The organism is Kocuria rhizosphaerae (genome assembly GCF_044462265.1).
Taxonomy (GTDB): Bacteria; Actinomycetota; Actinomycetes; order Actinomycetales; family Micrococcaceae; genus Kocuria; species Kocuria rhizosphaerae.
The window spans coordinates 41,091-61,321 of sequence record NZ_JBISWL010000018.1; the positions used below are offsets into that span (position 1 = coordinate 41,091).

Sequence of the window (20,231 nt, forward strand, 5' to 3'; positions counted from 1 at the left end):
GCTCCGCACGGCTACGGCAGGTCCCGGACGGCCTGCCCCATCCGGGTCACCGCCTCGGTGAGGATCGACCGTGAGGTGGCGAAGTTCAACCGCACGTGTCCGGCCCCGCCGGTGCCGAAGACGTGCCCGGAGCTCAGGGCGACCCGGGACCGGTCGAGGAACATGCGTGCGGTCGCGGCCATGTCCGAGGCGACGGCGAGCCCGTCGGGGCGGTCGCCGGGCTCCAGGCCCAGGTGGCGGCAGTCCAGCCAGGCCAGATAGGTCCCCTGCGGCGGGGTGTACCGCACCTCCGGCAGGTGCTGTGCCAGCAGGCGACCGAGCAGTGTCCGGTTGGCGTCCAGGCCCTCGAGCAGCGCGTCCAGCCACGCCCCGCCCTCGGCGAAGGCGGCGGTGTGGGCGATGACCCCGACGTGGCTGGGACCGTGGCCGACCTCCTCGGGCATGCGACGCAGATCCGCGGCGGCGTCGGGGCCGGCGACGGCCAGAGCGGCCTTGAGCCCGGCGAGATTCCACCCCTTGGAGGCGGACAACAGGGCGAACGCGTCCTCGGCGCCGGGCACGCTCAGATACGGGGTGAACTCGGCCCCCGGCAGCACCAGGGGCGCGTGGATCTCGTCGGCGATCACCCGCACACCGTGGCGGCGGGCCAGCTCGGCCACCGCGGTCAGTTCCTGGCGGGTGTGGACGGCCCCGGTGGGGTTGTGGGGGTTGCTCAGCAGGTAGGCGACCTTGCCCCCGTGCGCCCGCGCACGCCGGAACGTCGCCTCCAGGACGTCCAGGTCGATCCTGAGGTCGTCGCCCAGCGGTGCCTCCACGACGTGGCGGGCGTCGTGGGAGACGAAGGCGTAGAAGGGGGCGTAGACCGGGGAGTTCACCACGACCGTGTCCCCCGGATCGGTCACGAGGCGCAGCAGCTCTACCACCCCCAGCATGACGTCCGGGACGACGGCGGTGCGCTCCACCGCGATGCCGTCCCACCGCCACCGCCGAGCCGCGAAAGCGCTCAGCGCCTCGGCGTAGTCGGTGCCGGCCGGGTATCCGGTGTCACCGAGGTCGATGGCCTCGTGCACCGCCCGGACCACCGCCGGGGCCAAGGACACGTCCATCTCCGCGACCCACAGCGGCAGCACGTCCTCGGGATGGGCGCGCCACTTGCTGCTGGTGCGCCGCCGCAGCTGGTCCAGCGACAGTGTCTCCAGAGGATTCGGCGGTGCGTCCATGATCACGGGTCCTTTCGTGGCCGTCGCGCCGGTCGTCGTGAGGAGGCGACGACCAGCCGGATCCCAGCACAGGCGTTCAGCGGCAACGATGCCACACCCGGGGCCGGCCGTGCGGGCCGGCCTCGCCGGCGGCGCCCGCCACGAGAGCGACCTCCTGCTGCAGGACCCCTCCCGAGAGCACCACCACCTCGTCCTGCTGGATGGTGGAGCTCCCGCCGATCCACTCCTCCTCGGTGGAGCCTCACACGGCTTCCGGCGTGGATCCGCCGGTCACGGGCGAGGACCGAGCGGCCGGACGGGTCCATGCCGTCGACAACATCCCTGTCACCCGGGACGAGCCGGACATCCGTTATCCCGCACTTCTCCACCGCAAATATGGGTCTGGTCGTCAGCGGCACCGGCGGGTAGACAAGACCTACGCGCCGCGTGGCGCCTCTGGGGACCGTGGTTCGACGAGTCCGCCGATGAGGAACGGGTAACGTATCGGTACTCGGTTGCTACGGGCGCGAGAATGGGTTGGATGTCAAGGGTGTTCGGCGAACACGCGGGCATCCGGAACGCGAGGTGCTGCCATGTCCGGTCGGATTCTCCACGTGGTCCGACGGGTCGGCGTCGTCGTGGGACACGTCTCGGTCTACGTCCTGATCTGGGCGGGTCTCTCACTTCTCATCGCCGCCGCCGGCATCCGTTTCTTCTGGGGCAGGATCTCCGTGGGCCAGATGCTCCTGAACCTCGTCTCCGTGGAGATCGACGGCGGGGGCGGCCCCATCGTCTGGATCGGCATCCTCGGGGTCGGCGTCGTGCCCCTGCTCGTCACCGCCGGGATCGCCCTGTGGCAGTACGTCCGGCGCCGCAAGCAGCGCCGCACCGGCGACGGCCTGCGTCCTCGTCGCTCGCCGTGGATCATGCGCACCGTCTCCACCGCTCTGGTGGCCACGGTGGTCGTCGGCGGCACAACGGCCTTCGCCACCACGGTGCGCATCGGGGACTACCTCAGGGCGGCGAACTCCAGGTACGACATCGGCCACTACTATGTGGAGCCGACCGTCACCAGCGACCAGCACAGGCGCAACCTGGTGCTGATCTACCTCGAGTCCGGCGAGGCCACCCTCGCGGACGACCAGCTCTTCGAGAAGGACGCGTTCGCTCCGCTGAAGGAGGTCACCGAGGCCTCGGAAGGCTGGCAGAGCGTGGACGACTTCCAGCAGTACAAGGGCGGGGGCTGGACCATGGCCGGTCTCACCGCGACACAGTGCGGCGTTCCCCTGAAGGGCATGGGCTCCGCCGTCGGCAGCGGCGCCCTCAACGCGCTCGGCGGCGACGTCGACACCTACCTGGCAGGGCTGACCTGCCTGGGCGACGTCCTGGACCAGCACGGCTACCACAACGTCTTCCTGGGCGGCGCCAACGCCTCCTTCGCCGCGAAGGACACGTTCCTGAGCAGCCACGGCTACTCCGAGGTGAAGGACCTCTCCGACTGGCGCGCCGCCGGCGAACCGGAGAAGAACTTCCGCGGCGACTGGGGTCTGAGCGACGGACGCCTCATGGCCCACGCCAAGGACGAGATCGACGAGCTGCACGCCGAGGCGGAGAGGACCGGCCGGCCGTTCCACCTCTCCATGCTGACGCTGGACACCCACGAGCCGGTGCACGTCTTCGACTACTGCACCGTGGACACTCAGAACGAGGTCACCGCCGTGTTCTCCTGCTCCATGACCCAGGTGGCCGGATTCGTGGACCACATGAAGGAGAAGGGCTACCTCGAGGACACCGCCGTGGTGATCATGGGCGACCACCTCAAGCACATGAGCGCCGGCGACGCCTTCCACGAGCAGCTGGACGACCACGACAACCGCACCGTCTTCAACCGGATCTGGGTTCCGGGCGAGGACGAGAACGACGAGCTGCGGCCCGGCGTGGACCAGCTGAACATGTACCCCACGATCCTGGAGGCCGCCGGCCTGACCGTGAAGGACCATGAGGCCGGGCTGGGCGTGTCCGTCTTCGCCTCGACGGTCCCCGACGGTTCAGCGCAGGCACTGAATCCGGGTGCCTATGCCGAGCTGCTGGGCTCGTTGTCCCCGCTGTTCTACGCGCAGGCCTGGGCCGGCGAGGACGCCGCCCAGTAGCACGGTCAGGGCCCCGAAGTCCCGATCCGAGCAGGCGACGGTCGCTGCGCGTACACCCCCGCGCAAGGGCAACGAGTTCCTCGAACGTACGTCGTTGTCGAGCTGCGCTCAGAACTGAACGGAATCCCCGACCGAAACTGAACCAGCAGGAGAGGCGCGGGGAACCGTTCGGTTTTCCCTCCACCTCCCGACGACAAGGTCCCTGGCCGTACAACGCATTGTCTTCCGGCCCGCAGAAACGATCCGGAACCGAACGCGAGGACGAAGTGGCTTCTCTTACGCGCCACTGCAGCAGCGCCAGATTTCCGTGGAGCTCTGGTGTTCCGCTGCCTCCGTGACGCCTGATTCAGGATGCCCATGCGAAAATTTCTCGTCTCGACGCTGCGGGGACTGCGATCCGGCATCTCGGAGGTCAATGGGGTGATAGGACGGGCCCCGCATGACTGACCGCCACATCTCGTCTCCAGAGGCCGCCCGACAAGGGAAAAGACTCGAGAAACAGCAGTCAGGCATGGGACTGTCCGCCAGATCGTCCCAGTCGCCGAAAGGCCGGTAACCGGGCCCTACGTAAAGTCCAAGTCCGTGCAGTTGTGGCACAGGCGAGCAACTCCACCGTGACATGCAGGTTGGTTACCGACTGGCGCACCCCCCGCTCTGGCGACCACGACAACTCGAGCTTTCATGGGGTTCTTGCGCTACGCCGTCTGATCAGCGACTGGGGAGACCTTGCGCCCTGCGGGCAGCAATCGCTCGACCTGGTCCAGCGCTGATCGCGTCTGGTCTTCGGTGGCGACGGTGATGCGCTGGAACACTAGTCCGTCGAGGGCGGCGAACACCAGCCGGGCTACGGCTTCGTCGGCGTCGTAACCGGCGGCGGCGAGGGCTGCCTGCATTCGCTGGACGTATGCGCCGTACAGACGCTCGGCTGCCGGTCGCAGGGCTGGGATCGCCCGGGAGGCCAGGACCATCTCGAACTGGAAGGCCTGTCGTTCGGGAGACTCTCGCACGGCGTCCAGGACGTTGTCGGCGATCGCACCGTGGAAGATCCGTTCGAACTCGGTGCCTTCCAGGGTGCGCTGGGCCGCATAGTCCATGGCCGCTTCCAGCAGGGCGGCCTTGGAGCCGAAGTGGTGGGAGATCAGCGTGTTGTCCACTCCGGCGATCTGGGCCACCTTCCGGTAGCTCAACGATTTCAGCCCGTCGCGGCCCACCAGCTCGATGACAGCGTCGAGCAGGGCCTCCCGGCCTGCCCCGTAGACCCCATTGCGTCCCGCCACTTGCGCTCCTGTCCTTGCACCTGCCCCAGACATCCCTTGTTTCTCCACGCTACCGGTCGGCCTGGCCACGGGAGGCCCGTGGGCGCCTGATCGGCGAGCATCCGCGCATCTCCGACCTTCGGGCGAAGAAATTTTGGGGCTACCCCTTGCCATTCAAACTCTGCAAGTGCAGAGTTAGGCTGTCACGCACAGTGACTCGCGTCACTCCGGACTTCTGCAAGAGCGACGCTCCTCTGTTCGTCTCAGACCTGCGCTGCGATCCACAGGGCTACCTCGTGTGGCGCTGGCAGCACCCAATCCCAGGGGGACCTGATGTCTTCACCCATCACTTCCGGTGCCACGACCGGGTCGACGCCGGCGTCGCCGGGCTCACCCTCGACACCGCCGGGCACACCCGGCCCGGGCGAGGCGCCCACCGAGTTGCACGCCCGCCTGTCCTGGAAGGACGCCTTCGCGATGTCGATGGCCGTCTCCGGGGGGCTCTACGTCTCCTTCGGCGCCACCGTGGCGGTGGTCGGGGGGCTGTCGGCGATGGTCCTGTGGGCGTTCGCGGCGCTGATCGGCTGGGTGCAGAACAGCCTGTTCGCCGAGATGGCCTCGATCTTCCCCGACAAGCCCGGCGGGGTGCCGATATACGCCCACGAGGCCTGGCGGGAGCGTTTCGCCCCGGCCGGGGCGCTGGCCACCTTCGGCTACTGGTTCGGCTGGTCGGCGGTGATCTCCATCGTGAGCGTGACCGCCGGGGTCGTCGTCGCCGCCCGCTGGCTGCCCGAGGCCACCTGGGCGCTGAACCTTGGGGTGGCCCAGATCGGGCCGGCGCAGCTGATCGGCATCGGGCTGATCCTGCTCATCATGGTGCCTAATCTCTTCGGCGCACAGCCGGCCGCCTGGGTGAACAAGGTGATCGGGGTGCTGCTGCTGGCCTCCTTCGCCGTGTTCATCGCTGCCCCCCTCGTCTCCGGGTCCTGGCAGGCCCCGAACCTCACCTGGGGCCTGGGCGATCTGGCCGCCGACCCCTGGGCCACGATCCAGCTGGCCCTGGTCTGGCTCTACCTCATCGGCTGGACCGCCTACGGCACCGAGATGTGCGCAGCTTTCATGCCCGAGTACCGCTCGAAGAAGGACGGCAGGAAAGCGCTGTTCACCTCCGGGGCCTACACCTTCGGGATCTTCCTGCTCGTACCCTTCGGCGTGGGCGGGCTCATCACCCAGGAGGAAGCCGCGACAGATCCGGCCGGGATGTTCGTCACCGCCTTCACCCGGGTGCTGCCGGCCGGGCCCTTGACCGATGTGATGCTCCTGGCCATCCTGGCCGCCCTGCTGATGGGCGTGAACGCCTCGATGGCCGACGGCTCCCGCGCCCTCTACGGAGCCGCCCTGGACAAGCTCGCGCCCCGGCAACTCGAGAAGACCAACCGCCACGGGGTCCCGGCCCGGGCGATCTACGCGGCGGTGGCAATGAACGTCGTGCTCATCGTCTTCATCGCCAACCCGATCTCCATCCTGGTCGCGGCCAACCTGGGCTACCTGCTGGCGATCCTGCTGGCCCTGGCCGGTTTCCTCGTCCTGCGCCGCGACCACCCCGAGTACAACCGACCCTTCCGGGTGGGAGGTTACGCGGTACCCCTGGCGGTGGCGCTGGTCGTCTACACCGCGGTCGTGCTGGTCGTCGGGGCCCTGTCCAGTGAGCTCACCGGTTACGGGGGACCGAAGGAACTGGCCATCGGCGTCGGGATCCTGGCCCTGTCCCTGGTGCTCTACCTCTACCGCCGCCGCGTCCAGGAGCACCTGCCGCTGTTGCGCGATCCCCGGCCCACCCCCGCGACCCCCTCGGTGCCCGCGACCCGCTGACCACCGCGTCCATATCCCCTGATCGAACTGACCTCTTGGGAAGGAAACCATCATGTCCGCAGCCCTCGCCGCCGTCTTCCACGCCGACACCGACACCACAGCTCCCGAGCCCTTCGAGGTCGGCACCGTCCGGTGGCTGCGCAAGCCCGGACAGGGTGGGCGCCAGGCCCTCTCGGCCGGGATCTGGGAGGTCACCCCCGAGCAGGCCCCCGAGGCCTTCGACCTGCCCATCCACCAGGACGAGACCATCTACATCGTCTCCGGCCGCCTGCGCATCCAGGTCCGGGACGGGGACACCTTCGACCTCACCGCCGGGTCCATGGCCTCCTTCACCGAAGGCGCGATGACCCGGTGGCAGGTCCTGGAACCCACCGTCGAGTTCTTCGTCTACAGCTGAGCCGGCGGCGCGTTTCGCGCGCCGCACCCGCTGCAGACCCACCTCTTGATCCCCTCCGAAGGAGTTCTTTCCATGACCATCGACAACTCGTTCCAGGACTTCGTTCCCGTCGACGAGTGGCCCTCGGTGTCCACCATGCTCGACGGCTTCGGGGACCAGACCCTTCCCGCCTCGCCGGCCCTGGCCGGCACCAGTCTGACCCTGCTGGGCGAGGACGGCCGGAGCTTCACCATGGCCTTCCGCGACGACTCCGCGCTGACGTGGAGTGCCGGCACGGCGGGTCATGAGGAGATCGTGCAGGCCGGTTACAAGGCCATTGAGGCCCGCCCGGGGATCTTCATCATCGACTTCGTGCACGGTGAGGGCCGGCGGATGCGCGATATCACCGTGGTCTTCAACCAGAACACCGGTGTGGCCACCATTGCCGTCTCCGCCCTTCACGAGCAGAACGGCGCCGTCAAGGGCAGCACCGAGTTCACCCATGCCCGCCTCGAGGGCACCGAGGCGGCCTTCCACCAGCGTTCCACCGGGCTGGTGGGCAAGCGGATTTACTACCGCTACAGCGACGTGGAGGCCTATGAGCACATCTACCTCACCCCCGGCACGTTCGTGTGGCACTGCCTGCGCGGTGGGGAGAAGGGACTGGCCGACGTCGACCGGACCCTGGCCTTCGAGGTCGCCGAGGACCTCTATCTCTTCTTCTGGACCGAACGGGTCATGACCGTGGAGTCGGTGCTGCTGGTGGACCTGCGCGAGCAACGCTCGATCGGGCGGATGTTCGGCTGGGACGACACCACCGCCGAACCGCTGGTGCTGCCGTTCAACTCCCGGCTCACCGTGCTCAACACCACCGCATACCCCCAAGACCACCTCAAGCACTGAGCAGCGGCTCAGTTCCGCACGCAGCCGCACCTCTACCCGCCCCGTCGAAAGAAACGATCATGACCGAGAACATCAGTGACGTCATCGTCATCGGCGCCGGCTTCGCCGGACTGACCGCCGCCCGGGAACTGTCCCAGCGCGGCCACACCGTGACCGTGCTCGAGGCCAAGGACCGCATCGGCGGGCGCACCTGGCTCGAGGAGCGGATGGGCCGGCCCCTGGAGCTCGGTGGCACCTGGGTGCACTGGATCCAGCCCTTCGTCTGGGCCGAGATGGGCCGCTACGGCATCAAACCTGTCGCCGGGCCCGAGTTCACCACGGGCTACCGCCGTGTCGACGGGCAGATCATCAAGGGCGGCGCCGAGGAGATCCTGGAGCTGATGGACGAGGCCAACACCCGCCTACTGGCCCCTGCCCGCGAGGTTTTCCCACTGCCGTGGGAGCCGCTGCACAACCCCGCATGCACCGAAATTGACAGCACCACCCTGGCTCAAGCCATTGACGACCTGGTCCTGGACCCACAGGTCCGGGAGCTGGTGCGGTCGTTCTGGGCGCTGAACTTCAACGGCCGCCTGGATGAGGCCGCCTACACCCAGGCGCTGCGCTGGGCGGCGATCTCCAACGGGGACTGGAAGCTGATGTTCGAGGCCTGCGCCACCTACAAGATCGACGGCGGCACGAGAACGCTGATCGAGGCGATCCGCGCCGACGCCGAGATCGATCCGCACCTGAACACCCCGGTCACCGCCGTGGACCAGGCCGAGGGCACCGTGACCGTCACCACCGCCGACGGGATTCGGTTCACCGCCTCCGCCGTCGTCGTGACCTTGCCCCTGGGCGCCCTGGGCTCCGTGGAGTTCACCCCTGCCCTGTCGGCGCCCAAGGTCAAGGCCGCCCAGCGGGGCCAGGCCGGGCGGGGCGCGAAACTGTGGATCAAGGTGCGCGGGCGCCAGGAGCGGTTCGTGGCCTTCGCGCACGCGGAGTCGCCGTTGAACTTCGTTCAGGCCGAGTACTTCGACGCCGACACCACCACCCTGGTCGCCTTCGGCCCCGACGCCACCGCGGTGCCCATCGACGACGTCGCCGCCGCCCAGGCCATGCTCGACGAGCTCGTGCCCGGCCTTGAGGTCCTGGAGGTCACCGGGCACAACTGGGTTGCCGACGAGTACGCCGGGGAGACGTGGCCCATGCATTACGCCGGGCACCTCACCGAGTGCTTCGAGGACCTGCAGCGACCCGACGGGCGGGTGTTCCTGGCCGGGGCCGACTACGCCACCGGCTGGGGCGGGTTCATCGACGGCGCCATCGAGAGCGGCCTCATCGCCGCCCGCCGCATCCAAGAGCTGCTGGTCCAGCCCCGTCCTGTGGAGGCTCAGCTCACCGCCTGAGCCTCCACTCACAGACCGCTGGGGCAGGGCCGTTTCGCCGTGGCCCTGCCCCAGCCCTTCAACCGCACATCATCGACCCGATGCGCCTACGGCCACCGCAGTAGCCGGAGCTGACCTGGAATCCGTAGCGGACCGGGATGTGAAGGATTTCCCAAAAAGGAGAGTTGTTATGACTGCTGAAGCTATTGCCCTGCCGACGTTCTCGAGTGCGGCCGATCTGCTGGCGGTGATCCAGCCCGCCGAGGGCGGACGCACCCTGCTCGACCCGGCCACCGGCGAGGTCGTGGGCCGGGCGCCCAAGCACTCCCTGACGGACCTGGAGACGGCCGTGGCCGCCGCCCGCACCGCCCAGCCCGGCTGGGCGGCCTGCGGCCACGCCGCACGCTCGGCTCTCCTCGACGCCGCCGCCGATGCCGTGGAGGCCAACGCCGAGGCCCTGGCCGAGCTGCTCTCCCGGGAGCAGGGCAAGCCTCTCAACGGCCCCAATGCCCGCTTCGAGGTCGGCGCGTGCGCGGCCTGGCTGCGCGCCACCGCCGCCCTCCCCCTGGAACCGGAAACCCTCGTGGAGGAGAACGGGACCAAGGCCGAGCTGCACTACCGGCCCCTGGGCGTGGTCGGTGCGATCGGGCCGTGGAACTGGCCGATGATGATCTCCACCTGGCAGATCGCCCCGTCCCTGCGCATGGGCAACACCGTGGTGGTCAAGCCCTCCGGCTACACCCCGCTGTCGGTGCTGACCCTGGTGGAGGTCCTCAACCAGGTGCTGCCGGCCGGCGTGCTGCACGCGGTCACCGGCGACCGCGAGATCGGTGAGGCCCTGGTCGCCCACCCGGGAGTGGACAAGATCATGTTCACCGGCTCCACCCCGGCCGGCAAGGCGATCATCCGCAACTCCGCCGACACCGTGAAGCGCCTGACCATGGAACTGGGCGGCAACGACGCCGGGATCGTGCTGCCCGACGTCGACCCCCAGGCCATCGCCGAGGACCTCTTCTGGGGGGCGTTCCTCAACACCGGCCAGACGTGTGCGGCGCTGAAGCGCCTCTACGTCCACGAAGACGTCTACGACGCCGTGTGCGAAGCCCTCACCGAGGTCGCCGCCCAGATGCCGATGGGTGTTGGCCTGGAGGAGAACAACGTGCTGGGCCCGCTGCAGAACCAGGCCCAGTACGACATCGTTGCCGGTCTGGTGGAGAAGGCCAAGGCCGGCGGCGGACGGGTGCTGCTGGGTGGGAACCCCGAGACCGGGAAGCCTGGGTACTTCTACCCGGCGACCCTCGTGGCCGATCTGGACAACGACAACCCGCTGGTGGCCGAGGAACAGTTCGGCCCGGCCCTACCCATCGTCAAGTACACCGACCTCGACGAGGCCATCGCAATGGCCAACGCCCTGGAGGTGGGTTTGGGGGCCTCGGTGTGGTCGGCCGACACCGAGGCCGCCCGCGAGGTCGCCGCCCGCATCCAGGCCGGCACCGTGTGGATCAACAGGCACGGAGCCGTGGACCCCCGCATCCCCTTCGGCGGGGCCAAGCAATCCGGCTACGGCCTCGAGTTCGGCGTCGAAGGACTCAAGCACCTCGGCGCCCCCCAGGTCATCAACGGCTGAGCACCCATCCATAACCAACGCAGGCGGCGCCGGCACCCCCGCGTGGGAGCCGGCGCCGCAGCCATACATTCCTGTTCGTCCTCCACATCAAACGGGTCGAGCCGCACGCTCCCGCTCCGCGGGCTCGAACGCCGGACGGAGCTCCTGCCTCCAGGCACTTCACGGCCGACACAAAGGGAACTGTAGGGCAGGTCAGAGAGTCAACGGAAGTCGGGTCAGTCCCTCGCTCCTGCGCTTTGATTCCCCGGTGATCGCAAAGAGATCGCATGGGACTCCTGCGAACAGCTGGGGACTGCTCCCGAACGCGCCCGTACGGCCCTCCCAGATCTCGACTGCGCCCGAGTCCATCGGAAGACCTGCGGACATCACCCGGGAACTGAAATGGTTCTCAGCGCAGCTGCGCCTGTCATGCGAAGACGCTGCAAATCAGTCGAGCGGCCGAGTCACCGAATACTGGTTCGGGCCCTCAGAAAGCGGCCAAGAACGGCTACGCAGGCCCGGCTCAGTCCGAAATCAATTTTCTCGAGGGTTGTTCAGTTTTGTCCGCATCTCGACATCAGAGCCCCTCGTGGGCCATGTTCGCGAACCGGGAGTAGTGCCCCTGGAAGGCCACCACTATCGTCTTGGTGGGACCGTTGCGGTGCTTCGCGACGATCACGTCGGCCTCACCGGCACGCGGCGACTCCTTGTCGTAGACGTCGTCGCGGTGCAGCAGGATGACCATGTCGGCGTCCTGCTCGATCGAGTTGTGCACCGTGATGCCGTTGGCGACGAAGTTGTGGTTCCCGAGCACCGTGGCGTCGAATACCTCCTCCTCGCCGTCGTGGTCGATCGACACGACGGTGTCCCACAGCAGGTCGTTCACGGCGGCGAGATCCATGTCGGCGTCGTCGAGCAGGGCTGACACGCGGGCCAGCTTCGGGGCGGGCCCGGGTGAGCGGAGTTCGTCGACCCCCTCGCGAACGAGCGTCCCCACGGGAACGGGATCGGCCAGGACATCGCCCACGCTCTGCCAGAGCTCGGCGTCGGAGCCGGCGCCCGATGGCTCGTCGAGGATCCCGAGAAGGTCTCCTGCGGCGTCGCCAAAGGCGCTGGTCCGGCCGATCTCCCGGAGGAAGCGCACCTGGTCGTCCGCGTCGGCCACGACCAGCTCGGACCGGTCCGGCGACCACGTGGTGGAGATGCCGAACCGCAGCAGGAGCCGGCTGAACCGGTCCGCCGTGACACCGTCGTCGAACGACGCGGCGACCGTCGCCCCCGGCCCGTCGTGACCGACGTGCCCGCGCTCCGCCCAGTAGGTCTGGACGAAGCGCCAGATGTGCGCCTTGGGCACCGCGAACACGGCGTCGGGCAACGGAGAACGGCCGGCCGCGAGCGCCCGGGCGGCGTCGTCGATCTGCGCGTCGTTCCAGTGCGTCCGCTCCGTCGGACCGTCGGTGTGCCTCGGCACGCCGAGCCGGTCCCCCACGGCGATCTCACCCAGCGGCTTCCACCCGCGGTAGGTGAAGAACGGGTGGTTCGCCGTCGCCCGGATCGTCTTCCCCGAGGCCAGGTCCAGGCGGTGGACCGGCTTCACCCCGGTGGAGAACACGTGCGTGAGCGTCCGCTCGACGTAGCGCATGTCGTCGCCCAGGGACCACACCGGCACGTCCCGTGCACCCGAGGCGAACAGCTCGCCCATCGTCGTCTCGGCACCGGTGTCCGAGCGGAGAATGCGGGTGTCCGCGGTGAGGCAGCCCGACTCACGGAGATCGGACACCATGGGCTTCTTGTCCTGGCGCTGCTCGGAGCCACGGTTGAGCTGCGACAGCGCGATGACCGGGACCTCGAGCTCCTTGGCGAGCAGCTTCAGCGCCCGGGAGAACTCGGAGACCTCCTGCTGGCGGGACTCGACCTTCTTGCCCGAGCTCATGAGCTGGAGGTAGTCCAGCACCACGAGCTTGAGGTCGTGCTTCTGCTTGAGCCGCCGGCACTTCGCCCGGATCTCCATCAGCGACATGTTCGGGGAGTCGTCGATGAACAGCGGCGCGGAGTCCATCTTGCCCATGGTCGTGGCGATCTTCGCCCACTGCTCGTCCTGCAGGCGCCCCTTGCGCAGGTCCTGCATGTTCAGCGTGGCCTCGGCGGAGAGCAGGCGCATGGCGATCTCGTTGCGGCTCATCTCGAGGGAGAAGATCACCGTGGTCATGTCGTGCTTGATCGCCGCGGACCGGGCGACGTCGAGGGCCAGGGTCGAGTTGTGCGTGGGGACGAAGGTCCGTCCCGCCAGGTACAGGTGGGAGGGGTGGTCGATCTCGATGCACCGCACCGGCACCGACTCGACCGGCTCGATGTCCGTGATGCGCCGTCGTCCCCCGGGCTCGTAGGCGGCGTCCGCCCGGTCGAGGCCGGGCGCGTTGACGACGTCGTGCCGCTCCCCGGCCACGAGAGCGGCCAGGATCTGCTCGGTGGTGCGCACCTCGGCGGAATCCGTGGTCTCCGTCAGCCACTGGTGCTGCTCGTCCGCGACGATCTCCGACCCGTCGTCGAAGCGCACCCGGTAGCAGGGCCGGCCGGTCATGACCTCGGTGGCCGCGACCACGCGGGACGGGGTGCCGTCGGCGGCGATGACGTCGTCCCCGACCCGGACCTCGCCCATGGTGGTCCAGCCGGTGGGCGTCGGGAGCGGCGTGTCCAGGGCGAGCGCCTTGCCCATCGCCGGGCGCGCCGCGATGACGATCATCTGCCCGCCCTGGAAGCCCTGGGTCAGCTCGTCGAGCTCGATGAAGCCGGTGGGCACCCCGCGCATGCCCTCGCCGCGGGTGCCGGCGGCCTCGATGTCGTCGACCGTGGACTCGATGACCTCCTTGAGGATCGTGTAGTCCTCGGAGGAGCGGCGCTCGGCCACCTGGTAGATCTCGGCCTGGGCGGCGTTGACGATGTCGTCGACCTCGCCGTCGGAGCTGTAGCCCAGCTGCACGATCTTGGTGCCGGCCTCCACGAGCCGGCGCAGCACGCCGCGCTCGCGCACGATGTCGGCGTAGAAGCCGGCGTTGGCCGCAGTGGGCACGGAGGAGATGAGGGTGTGCAGGTAGGCGGGGCCGCCCACCCGTTCGATCTCCCCGCGCTTGGTGAGCTCGTCGGCCACGGTGATGGCGTCGGCGGGCTCCCCGCGCCCGTAGAGCGAGATGATCGCCTCGTAGATGGACTCGTGGGCGGGCTTGTAGAAGTCGTTGCCGCGGATGACCTCCACGACGTCCGCGATCGCGTCCTTGGACAGCATCATCCCGCCGAGCACGGACTGCTCCGCCACGTTGTCCTGCGGCGGGGTCCGGCCGTACTGCCGGTCCTCCACGGTCGACTGCTCCGACACGATCACACCTCTCCTCGCGCCCGTGCGGACGCACGACCGACGACGACGACGCCGCCCGGTCCCCCCGGACAGCCACTCCATTCTCGCACCGACCGCGGACATCGCTTGCCGCCCGGCGGCTCCCGTGGACACCATGGACCATGACGCTCAGCACAGACCTCAGCGGGCCCTCCTCGTGGGACATCAGGACCACCCGCGAGGAGCTGGCCGCGGGGCGGATCAGCCACGTGGAGCACGTGGACGCCCTCCTGGAGCGGCTGCCGGTGGCGGAGGCGCTGGGCGCGGTGATCAGCGTGGACGCCGACCTGGCGCGGGCCCTGGCCCACGCGCTGGACCGGCGCGAGACGGACGGACCGCTGACGGGCGTCCCCCTGGCCGTCAAGGACGTGCTGGACGTCGCGGGGTTCCCGACCACCGGCGGCACGCGCGCGCTCGGGGACCACGTGGCGGGCCGGGACGCCTCCGCCGTGGACCGGCTGCGGGCGGCCGGCGCGATCCTGGTCCTGAAGACCAACCTGCACGAGCTGTCACTGGGCGTCACGTCCAACAACGGCGCCTTCGGCCCGGTGCACCACCCGGTGGACCCGCTGCTCGCCGCGGGCGGCAGCAGCGGGGGCTCGGCGGTGGCCGTCGCGGTGGGCCTGGTCCCGGCGGCGGTGGCCGCGGGCCCCGCGGGGTCGGCCCGCCTGCCCGCCGCCCTGTGCGGGATCGTGGGGTTCCGGCCCACGCTGGGCCGCTACCCGTCCTCGGGCGTCCTGCCGCTCGCCCACTCCCGGGACACGGTGGGGCCAATGGCGCGGACGGTGGACGACGTCGTGCTCCTGGACGCCCTGCTCGCCGGCGAGCACCCGCACGGCGCGCCGGGCGCGCGGCGGCTGGAGGTCGACGACGAGGGCCCCGGGCCGCTGCACGGCGTCCGCCTGGGGGTGCCGGAGCTGTTCCTGCGGGACCTCGAGCCCGGTGTGGACGCGGTCTTCGGCGCCGTCCTGCGGGCCCTGGAGGCGGCCGGCGCGGAGCTCGTCGAGGTGGACGTCCGCCCGGCCCGCGAGCTCGCGGCCCCGGCCGGCATGACGATCGCCCTGCACGAGTTCCTTCCGGACCTGGAGTCCTACCTGGCCGCCGGGGCCGGCCGCCGCTCCCTGGCCGAGATCCGGGACGGCATCGCCGGCCCGGACGTGCGGCGGATCTGGCAGCTGGCCGAGGTGTTCCGCGCCGCCGACGACGAGTACCGGGCGGCCCAGGAGGAGCGGGCGATGGCCCGCCGGCTCTACTCCGCCGCGCTCGCCGCGCAGGGGGTCACGGCCCTCGTCCAGCCCACGGCCCCGCTCACGGCACGCCCCCTGGGCGAGGACGAGACCGTGGAGCTCAACGGCCGCCGGGTGCCCACGTACGAGACGTTCACGCGCCACTGCGACCTGGCCGGCTTCCTCGGCACCCCCGGGGTCAGCATCCCGGCGGGGCACACCGCCGAGGGCCTGCCCGTGGGCCTGGAGCTCGGCGGCGGCCCCGGGTCGGACGCCGTCGTGCTGGACCTCGCGCGCACGGTGGAGGCGCTGCTCCGGGACCGGTGACCGCAGCCCCTCATCGGGACCCATGAGGATTGACCGTCACAACCATTGACGAACACAACGGTATGGCTCTACGGTGAGGACACCGCCGTGCGTGATGCACGTCACAGCGAGGGCGCCGGGGGCTCGACGCCGGCACGACCCACTCCAGGGAGAGGACCACCATGAAGCACGTGATCACCAGAGCAGCCGTCGCCGGCACCGTCCTGACCTTCGCCCTCACCGCCTGCGGCGGGGGCGGCGGAGGCGGCGGGGGCGGGGACACGGAGGAGCTCGAACCCCTCACCATCGGCGTCATCCCCATCGCCCCGTCCGCGCCCGTGCAGCTGGCGGTCGACGAGGGCATCTTCGAGGAGCACGGCCTCGACGTCACGCTCGAGACCGCCCAGGGCGGCGCCGCCATGCTCCCGGCCGTCTCGGGCGGGTCCATGGACATCGGCGTGGGCAACCCGCTGTCGGTCATCCTCGCCAAGGACCAGGGTCTCGACATGCAGATCCTCAGCGGCTACAGCAGCTCCCTCGCCGAGGGCGAGGACATCACCGGCGTGGCCGCCACCACGGAATCCGGCATCACCTCCTGGGCGGACCTGGCCGGCAAGCGCGTCGCGGTGAACACGGTCAACGGCCAGGGCGACCTGACCATCAAGGAGGCCGTGAGCCAGGACGGCGGCGACCCGGACGCCGTGAACTTCGTGGAGATGCCCTTCCAGGACATGCCGGCCCAGCTGGACCGCGGGCAGATCGACGCCGCCTGGGTCCCGGAGCCCTTCCTGACCCAGCTGATCAACGGCGAGAACACCCAGCTGGTCGGCTACAACTACCAGGACACCGTCCCGGGCCTCGACACCATGGTGACCTTCAGCAGCACCAGCTTCGCCGAGGAGAACCCCGAGGTCATGGAGCGCTACGACGCCGCGATCGCGGAGGCCACGCAGTTCGCCCAGGACAACCCCGACCGGGTGCGGGAGACCATCGTGAGCTTCCTCAACATGCCGGAGGAGGTCGCGGCCGACCTGCGGCTCGAGGAGTTCGACGCCGAGGTGGACCGCGAGGAGCTCGAGAAGCTCGGCGAGCTCATGCTCAAGTACGGCGTGATCGACAACGAGGCCGACCTGGACGAGCTCATCCGGGAGCAGTAGGCCGCGCACCGCCGTCGGACGGCAGGAGACGGGGGGCGGGTCCGGGACCGGACCCGCCCCCCGTCGTCCTCCCGGAGCTCCGCGGACGACGACGGGAGCGGCGGGACGTCTTGACGGAACGGGAGACGTGGCACACACTAAATCATATACGATTTAATACACGACAGGAGTCGCGCATGCCCGCCCCGATCCCTCCGGACGGTCCCGCCACGTCCCCCCGCCCCGTCGACGAGGAGTTCCTGCACTCGGTCGGCAAGGTCCTCGCCGTCCACCTCAGCTACCGCTCCCGCGCCGAGCAGCGCGGCAGGATCCCGGAGCACCCCTCCTACTTCCTGAAGGCGACCTCGTCGCTGAGCCTCAGCGGGACACCCGTCGAGCGCCCGGCCGGCACGGAGCTGCTGGCCTTCGAGGGCGAGGTGGCGCTGGTCATCGGCACCGCCGCGCGCCGGGTCTCCGTCGAGGACGCGTGGTCCTGCGTGGGCTGGGTGACGGCGAGCAACGACCTGGGCGTCTACGACATGAAGTACGCGGACAAGGGCTCCAACGTCCGGTCCAAGTCCGGCGACGGCTTCACGCCCGTGGGGCCCCGGCTGGTCCCGGCCGGTGCCGTCGACCCGTCCGGCCTGCGGGTCCGGACCTGGGTCAACGGGGACCTCGCCCAGCAGGACACCACCGACGGGCTGGTCTTCGACCTCCCCCGGATCGTGGCCGACCTCTCCCAGCTGATGACCCTGCACCCCGGCGACGTGGTCCTCACGGGCACCCCGGCGGGCTCCTCCGTCGTCGTTCCCGGGGACGTCGTCGAGGTGGAGGTCGACGCCCCCGGGACCGGGCTCTCGTCCGGTCGCCTGTCCACCCCGGTGGTCCAGGGCGAGGTGCCGTTCCAGGCGTTCGGGAACACCCCGCGCGTCACGGACGCCGACCGGGTGGACGCCTGGGGCAGCGCGGAGGCCGCGGGGGTCACCCCCGGGATGTCCCGGCCCGTGCTGGCACCCGAGCTCAAGGCCAAGCTGGAGTCGGTGGCCACGGCCACCCTCTCGGCCAACCTGCGCAAGCGCGGGCTGAACAACGTCAGCATCGACGGGCTGCGGCCCACCCGTTCCGGCACCAAGGTCGTCGGGCTCGCCCGCACGCTGCGCTACGTGCCCAACCGCGAGGACCTCTTCAAAAGCCACGGCGGCGGGTACAACACCCAGAAGCGGGCGGTGGACTCCGTGGGCGAGGGCGAGGTGCTCGTCATGGAGGCCCGCGGCGAGAAGGGCACCGGCACCGTCGGGGACATCCTCGCGCTGCGCGCCCAGGTCCGCGGTGCGGCGGCGATCGTCACCGACGGCGGGGTCCGCGACGTCTCCGCCGTCGCCGGCCTGGAGATGCCGACGTTCTTCGCCAACCCCCACCCGGCCGTCCTGGGCCGGCGCCACGTGCCGTGGGACACCGACATCACCATCGCCTGCGGGGGCACCACCGTCCAGCCCGGGGACATCATCGTCGCCGACGACGACGGCATCCTCGTCGTCCCCCCGGCCCTGGCCGAGGAGCTGGTGGAGGACTGCCTGGCGCAGGAGGCGCAGGAGGAGTTCGTCTTCGAGATGGTCCGCCGGGGCCACGGCGTCGACGGGCTGTACCCGATGAACGAGGCCTGGCTGCAGAAGTACGAGCAGTGGCGCACCGAGCGCTCGGACGCGGACCCGGACGAGGAGCCGAAGTGACCGGAGCCCTGGACCGGGCCGTGATCACGGCCATCGCCGACGAGCTGGTCGAGGCCGGCCGCACCCGCACCCCCGTGCCGTTGCTGACCGCCCGGTACCCGGACATGACGGTCGAGGACTCCTACGCGGTCCAGCGACTGTGGCGCACCCGCAGCGAGGACGCCGGGCGGCGGCTGGTGGGGCACAAGATCGGCCTGACCTCCCGGGCGATGCAGCAGGCCACCGGCATCACCGAACCCGACTACGGCATCATCTTCGACGACATGGTCCTGGAGAACGGGGCCACCGTGGCCTGGGAGCAGTACAGCCACCCGCGGGTCGAGGTGGAGCTGGCCTTCGTCCTGAAGCAGGAGATCACCGGCCCGGGAGCCACGCTCTTCGACGTGCTGAACGCCACCGACTACGTCGTGCCCGCCCTGGAGATCCTGGACTCGCGGATCCAGATGGAGGGCCGCACCATCGTGGACACCATCAGTGACAACGCCGCCATGGGGGCCATGGTCATCGGCGGGAACCCGGTGCGGCCGCAGGACGTGGACCTGCGCTGGATCGGCGCGATCCTCTACAAGAACGAGGCGGTGGAGGAGACCGGGGTGGCCGCCGGGGTGCTCAACCACCCGGCCGCCGGGGTGTACTGGCTGGCCAACAAGATCGCCGCCCACGGCGACACCCTCAAGGCCGGAGAGATCGTGCTCGCCGGATCCTTCACGCGCCCCCTGTGGGTGCACCCCGGGGACACCGTCCTCGCCGACTACGGAAAGCTGGGAACCATCACATGTCGTTTCGCGTAGCACTGCCCCCCTCGCTGAAGGACGCCCTGGCCACCACCGACCGGCCGCTGGCCGGGATCTGGGTGTGCTCGGGCAGCCCGCTGGTCGCCGAGCTGTGCGCCGGGGCGGGTCTGGACTGGGTCATGATCGACGCCGAGCACAGCCCCAACGGCCTCGAGTCGGTCCTGGCCCAGCTCCAGGCCGTCCAGGCCTCCGACAGCATCCCGGTGGTCCGCCCGCCGGTCAACGACGTCGTGGTCATCAAGCAGTACCTCGACCTGGGCGCCCAGAGCCTGCTGATCCCCATGGTCCACACCGCCGAGGACGCCGCCGCGGCCGTGGCCGCCACCCGGTACCCACCGCACGGGGTGCGCGGGGTCGGCTCGGCCCTGGCCCGCTCCGCCCGGTGGAACCGGGTCCCGGACTACCTCACCCGGGCCTCGGAGACCATCACCGTGGTCGTCCAGGTGGAATCCGCCGAGGCCGTGCGCAACGCCGGGGCCATCGCGGCCACCGACGGGGTCGACGCCGTGTTCGTCGGCCCGTCCGACCTGGCCGCCTCCCTGGGGGTGATCGGACAGCAGGAGCACCCCGACGTCGTCGCCGCCGTCGAGCAGACCGTCCGCGCCGTCAAGGCCGCCGGCAAGCCGGTGGGCGTCAACGCCTTCGCGGAGGCCTCCGCCCGCCGCTATCTCGACGCCGGGGCCGACTTCCTCCTCGTCGGCGCCGACGTGGCCCTGCTGGCCCGCGGCAGCGAGGCCCTCGCTGCGAAGTACGTGCCGCGGCACGAGGCGCAGCCGGCGGGCACCCCCGCCAGCTACTGAGCCGGCCGCCTCCACCGGGCCCGGGAGAGGGCACGGGCCCGGGAGCGGGGTCACGAGTACTCCGGGCCGGGTCCGGCGGCCCGTGGACAGGCGAAAGGCCGGCCGGAGCACGTGCGTGC

14 protein-coding genes are annotated in these 20,231 nt (G+C 70.1%); 11 read left to right on the top strand and 3 right to left on the bottom strand.

Annotation, left to right across the window (positions count from 1 at the left end; genetic code table 11):
- Nucleotides 1-11: 11 nt before the first annotated feature.
- Nucleotides 12-1,220, bottom strand: a complete 1,209-nt coding sequence (locus ACH9EU_RS02095; RefSeq protein ID WP_396412277.1) for an aminotransferase class I/II-fold pyridoxal phosphate-dependent enzyme — start codon at nucleotides 1,218-1,220, stop codon at nucleotides 12-14.
- 572 nt (nucleotides 1,221-1,792) lie between these two features.
- Between ACH9EU_RS02095 and ACH9EU_RS02100 the strand changes: the two genes are divergently transcribed.
- Nucleotides 1,793-3,349: a sulfatase-like hydrolase/transferase gene (locus tag ACH9EU_RS02100; RefSeq protein ID WP_396412278.1), complete on the top strand. Its 1,557-nt coding sequence runs from the start codon at nucleotides 1,793-1,795 to the stop codon at nucleotides 3,347-3,349.
- A 695-nt stretch (nucleotides 3,350-4,044) separates the two neighbouring features.
- On the opposite strand, the gene ACH9EU_RS02105 is transcribed toward ACH9EU_RS02100, so the two are convergent.
- On the bottom strand, nucleotides 4,045-4,626 hold the full coding sequence (locus ACH9EU_RS02105; RefSeq protein ID WP_396412279.1) for a TetR family transcriptional regulator: 582 nt from the start codon (nucleotides 4,624-4,626) through the stop codon (nucleotides 4,045-4,047).
- A 312-nt stretch (nucleotides 4,627-4,938) separates the two neighbouring features.
- On the opposite strand from ACH9EU_RS02105, the gene ACH9EU_RS02110 reads away from it, so the two are divergent.
- The 5 genes from ACH9EU_RS02110 (at nucleotide 4,939) to ACH9EU_RS02130 (ending at nucleotide 10,750) form a co-directional block, all read left to right on the top strand.
- Entirely contained in the window at nucleotides 4,939-6,477 is a 1,539-nt protein-coding gene (locus ACH9EU_RS02110) for an amino acid permease (protein WP_396412280.1), read from the top strand.
- Nucleotides 6,478-6,529: 52 nt separating this feature from the next.
- Entirely contained in the window at nucleotides 6,530-6,874 is a 345-nt protein-coding gene (locus tag ACH9EU_RS02115) for a cupin domain-containing protein (protein WP_396412281.1), read from the top strand.
- 72 nt (nucleotides 6,875-6,946) lie between these two features.
- A complete protein-coding gene (locus tag ACH9EU_RS02120; RefSeq protein WP_396412282.1) occupies nucleotides 6,947-7,756 on the top strand; it encodes a MoaF C-terminal domain-containing protein in 810 nt (269 codons plus the stop codon).
- A 59-nt stretch (nucleotides 7,757-7,815) separates the two neighbouring features.
- Nucleotides 7,816-9,144: an FAD-dependent oxidoreductase gene (locus ACH9EU_RS02125; RefSeq protein ID WP_396412283.1), complete on the top strand. Its 1,329-nt coding sequence runs from the start codon at nucleotides 7,816-7,818 to the stop codon at nucleotides 9,142-9,144.
- A gap of 169 nt (nucleotides 9,145-9,313) precedes the next feature.
- Nucleotides 9,314-10,750, top strand: a complete 1,437-nt coding sequence (locus ACH9EU_RS02130) for an aldehyde dehydrogenase family protein (protein WP_396412284.1) — start codon at nucleotides 9,314-9,316, stop codon at nucleotides 10,748-10,750.
- Between the two features lie 556 nt (nucleotides 10,751-11,306).
- Here ACH9EU_RS02130 and dnaB read toward each other — a convergent pair.
- Entirely contained in the window at nucleotides 11,307-14,102 is a 2,796-nt protein-coding gene (gene dnaB / locus ACH9EU_RS02135; RefSeq protein WP_396412285.1) for a replicative DNA helicase, read from the bottom strand.
- Nucleotides 14,103-14,242: 140 nt separating this feature from the next.
- Between dnaB and ACH9EU_RS02140 the strand changes: the two genes are divergently transcribed.
- The 5 genes from ACH9EU_RS02140 (at nucleotide 14,243) to ACH9EU_RS02160 (ending at nucleotide 20,112) form a co-directional block, all read left to right on the top strand.
- On the top strand, nucleotides 14,243-15,673 hold the full coding sequence (locus ACH9EU_RS02140; protein WP_396412286.1) for an amidase family protein: 1,431 nt from the start codon (nucleotides 14,243-14,245) through the stop codon (nucleotides 15,671-15,673).
- A gap of 161 nt (nucleotides 15,674-15,834) precedes the next feature.
- Entirely contained in the window at nucleotides 15,835-16,809 is a 975-nt protein-coding gene (locus tag ACH9EU_RS02145) for an ABC transporter substrate-binding protein (protein WP_396412287.1), read from the top strand.
- A 176-nt stretch (nucleotides 16,810-16,985) separates the two neighbouring features.
- Nucleotides 16,986-18,518 carry a fumarylacetoacetate hydrolase family protein gene (locus ACH9EU_RS02150; protein WP_396412288.1) on the top strand — a complete coding sequence of 511 codons (1,533 nt, stop codon included), beginning with the start codon at nucleotides 16,986-16,988 and terminating at the stop codon, nucleotides 18,516-18,518.
- Nucleotides 18,515-19,309, top strand: a complete 795-nt coding sequence (gene hpaH, locus ACH9EU_RS02155; protein ID WP_396412289.1) for a 2-oxo-hept-4-ene-1,7-dioate hydratase — start codon at nucleotides 18,515-18,517, stop codon at nucleotides 19,307-19,309. Before ACH9EU_RS02150 ends, hpaH begins: the two co-directional genes overlap by 4 nt.
- On the top strand, nucleotides 19,294-20,112 hold the full coding sequence (locus ACH9EU_RS02160) for an aldolase/citrate lyase family protein (protein WP_396412290.1): 819 nt from the start codon (nucleotides 19,294-19,296) through the stop codon (nucleotides 20,110-20,112). Before hpaH ends, ACH9EU_RS02160 begins: the two co-directional genes overlap by 16 nt.
- Nucleotides 20,113-20,231 lie beyond the last annotated feature (119 nt).

Excerpts from the sequence above, each read along its gene's own strand:
- ACH9EU_RS02095 (WP_396412277.1), bottom strand. The coding sequence starts at position 1,220 with ATGGACGCACCGCCGAATCCTCTGGAGACACTGTCGCTGGACCAGCTG.
- ACH9EU_RS02100 (WP_396412278.1), top strand. The coding sequence starts at position 1,793 with ATGTCCGGTCGGATTCTCCACGTGGTCCGACGGGTCGGCGTCGTCGTG.
- ACH9EU_RS02110 (WP_396412280.1), top strand. The coding sequence starts at position 4,939 with ATGTCTTCACCCATCACTTCCGGTGCCACGACCGGGTCGACGCCGGCG.
- ACH9EU_RS02115 (WP_396412281.1), top strand. The coding sequence starts at position 6,530 with ATGTCCGCAGCCCTCGCCGCCGTCTTCCACGCCGACACCGACACCACA.
- ACH9EU_RS02120 (WP_396412282.1), top strand. The coding sequence starts at position 6,947 with ATGACCATCGACAACTCGTTCCAGGACTTCGTTCCCGTCGACGAGTGG.
- ACH9EU_RS02125 (WP_396412283.1), top strand. The coding sequence starts at position 7,816 with ATGACCGAGAACATCAGTGACGTCATCGTCATCGGCGCCGGCTTCGCC.
- ACH9EU_RS02130 (WP_396412284.1), top strand. The coding sequence starts at position 9,314 with ATGACTGCTGAAGCTATTGCCCTGCCGACGTTCTCGAGTGCGGCCGAT.
- ACH9EU_RS02140 (WP_396412286.1), top strand. The coding sequence starts at position 14,243 with ATGACGCTCAGCACAGACCTCAGCGGGCCCTCCTCGTGGGACATCAGG.
- ACH9EU_RS02145 (WP_396412287.1), top strand. The coding sequence starts at position 15,835 with ATGAAGCACGTGATCACCAGAGCAGCCGTCGCCGGCACCGTCCTGACC.
- ACH9EU_RS02150 (WP_396412288.1), top strand. The coding sequence starts at position 16,986 with ATGCCCGCCCCGATCCCTCCGGACGGTCCCGCCACGTCCCCCCGCCCC.
- ACH9EU_RS02160 (WP_396412290.1), top strand. The coding sequence starts at position 19,294 with ATGTCGTTTCGCGTAGCACTGCCCCCCTCGCTGAAGGACGCCCTGGCC.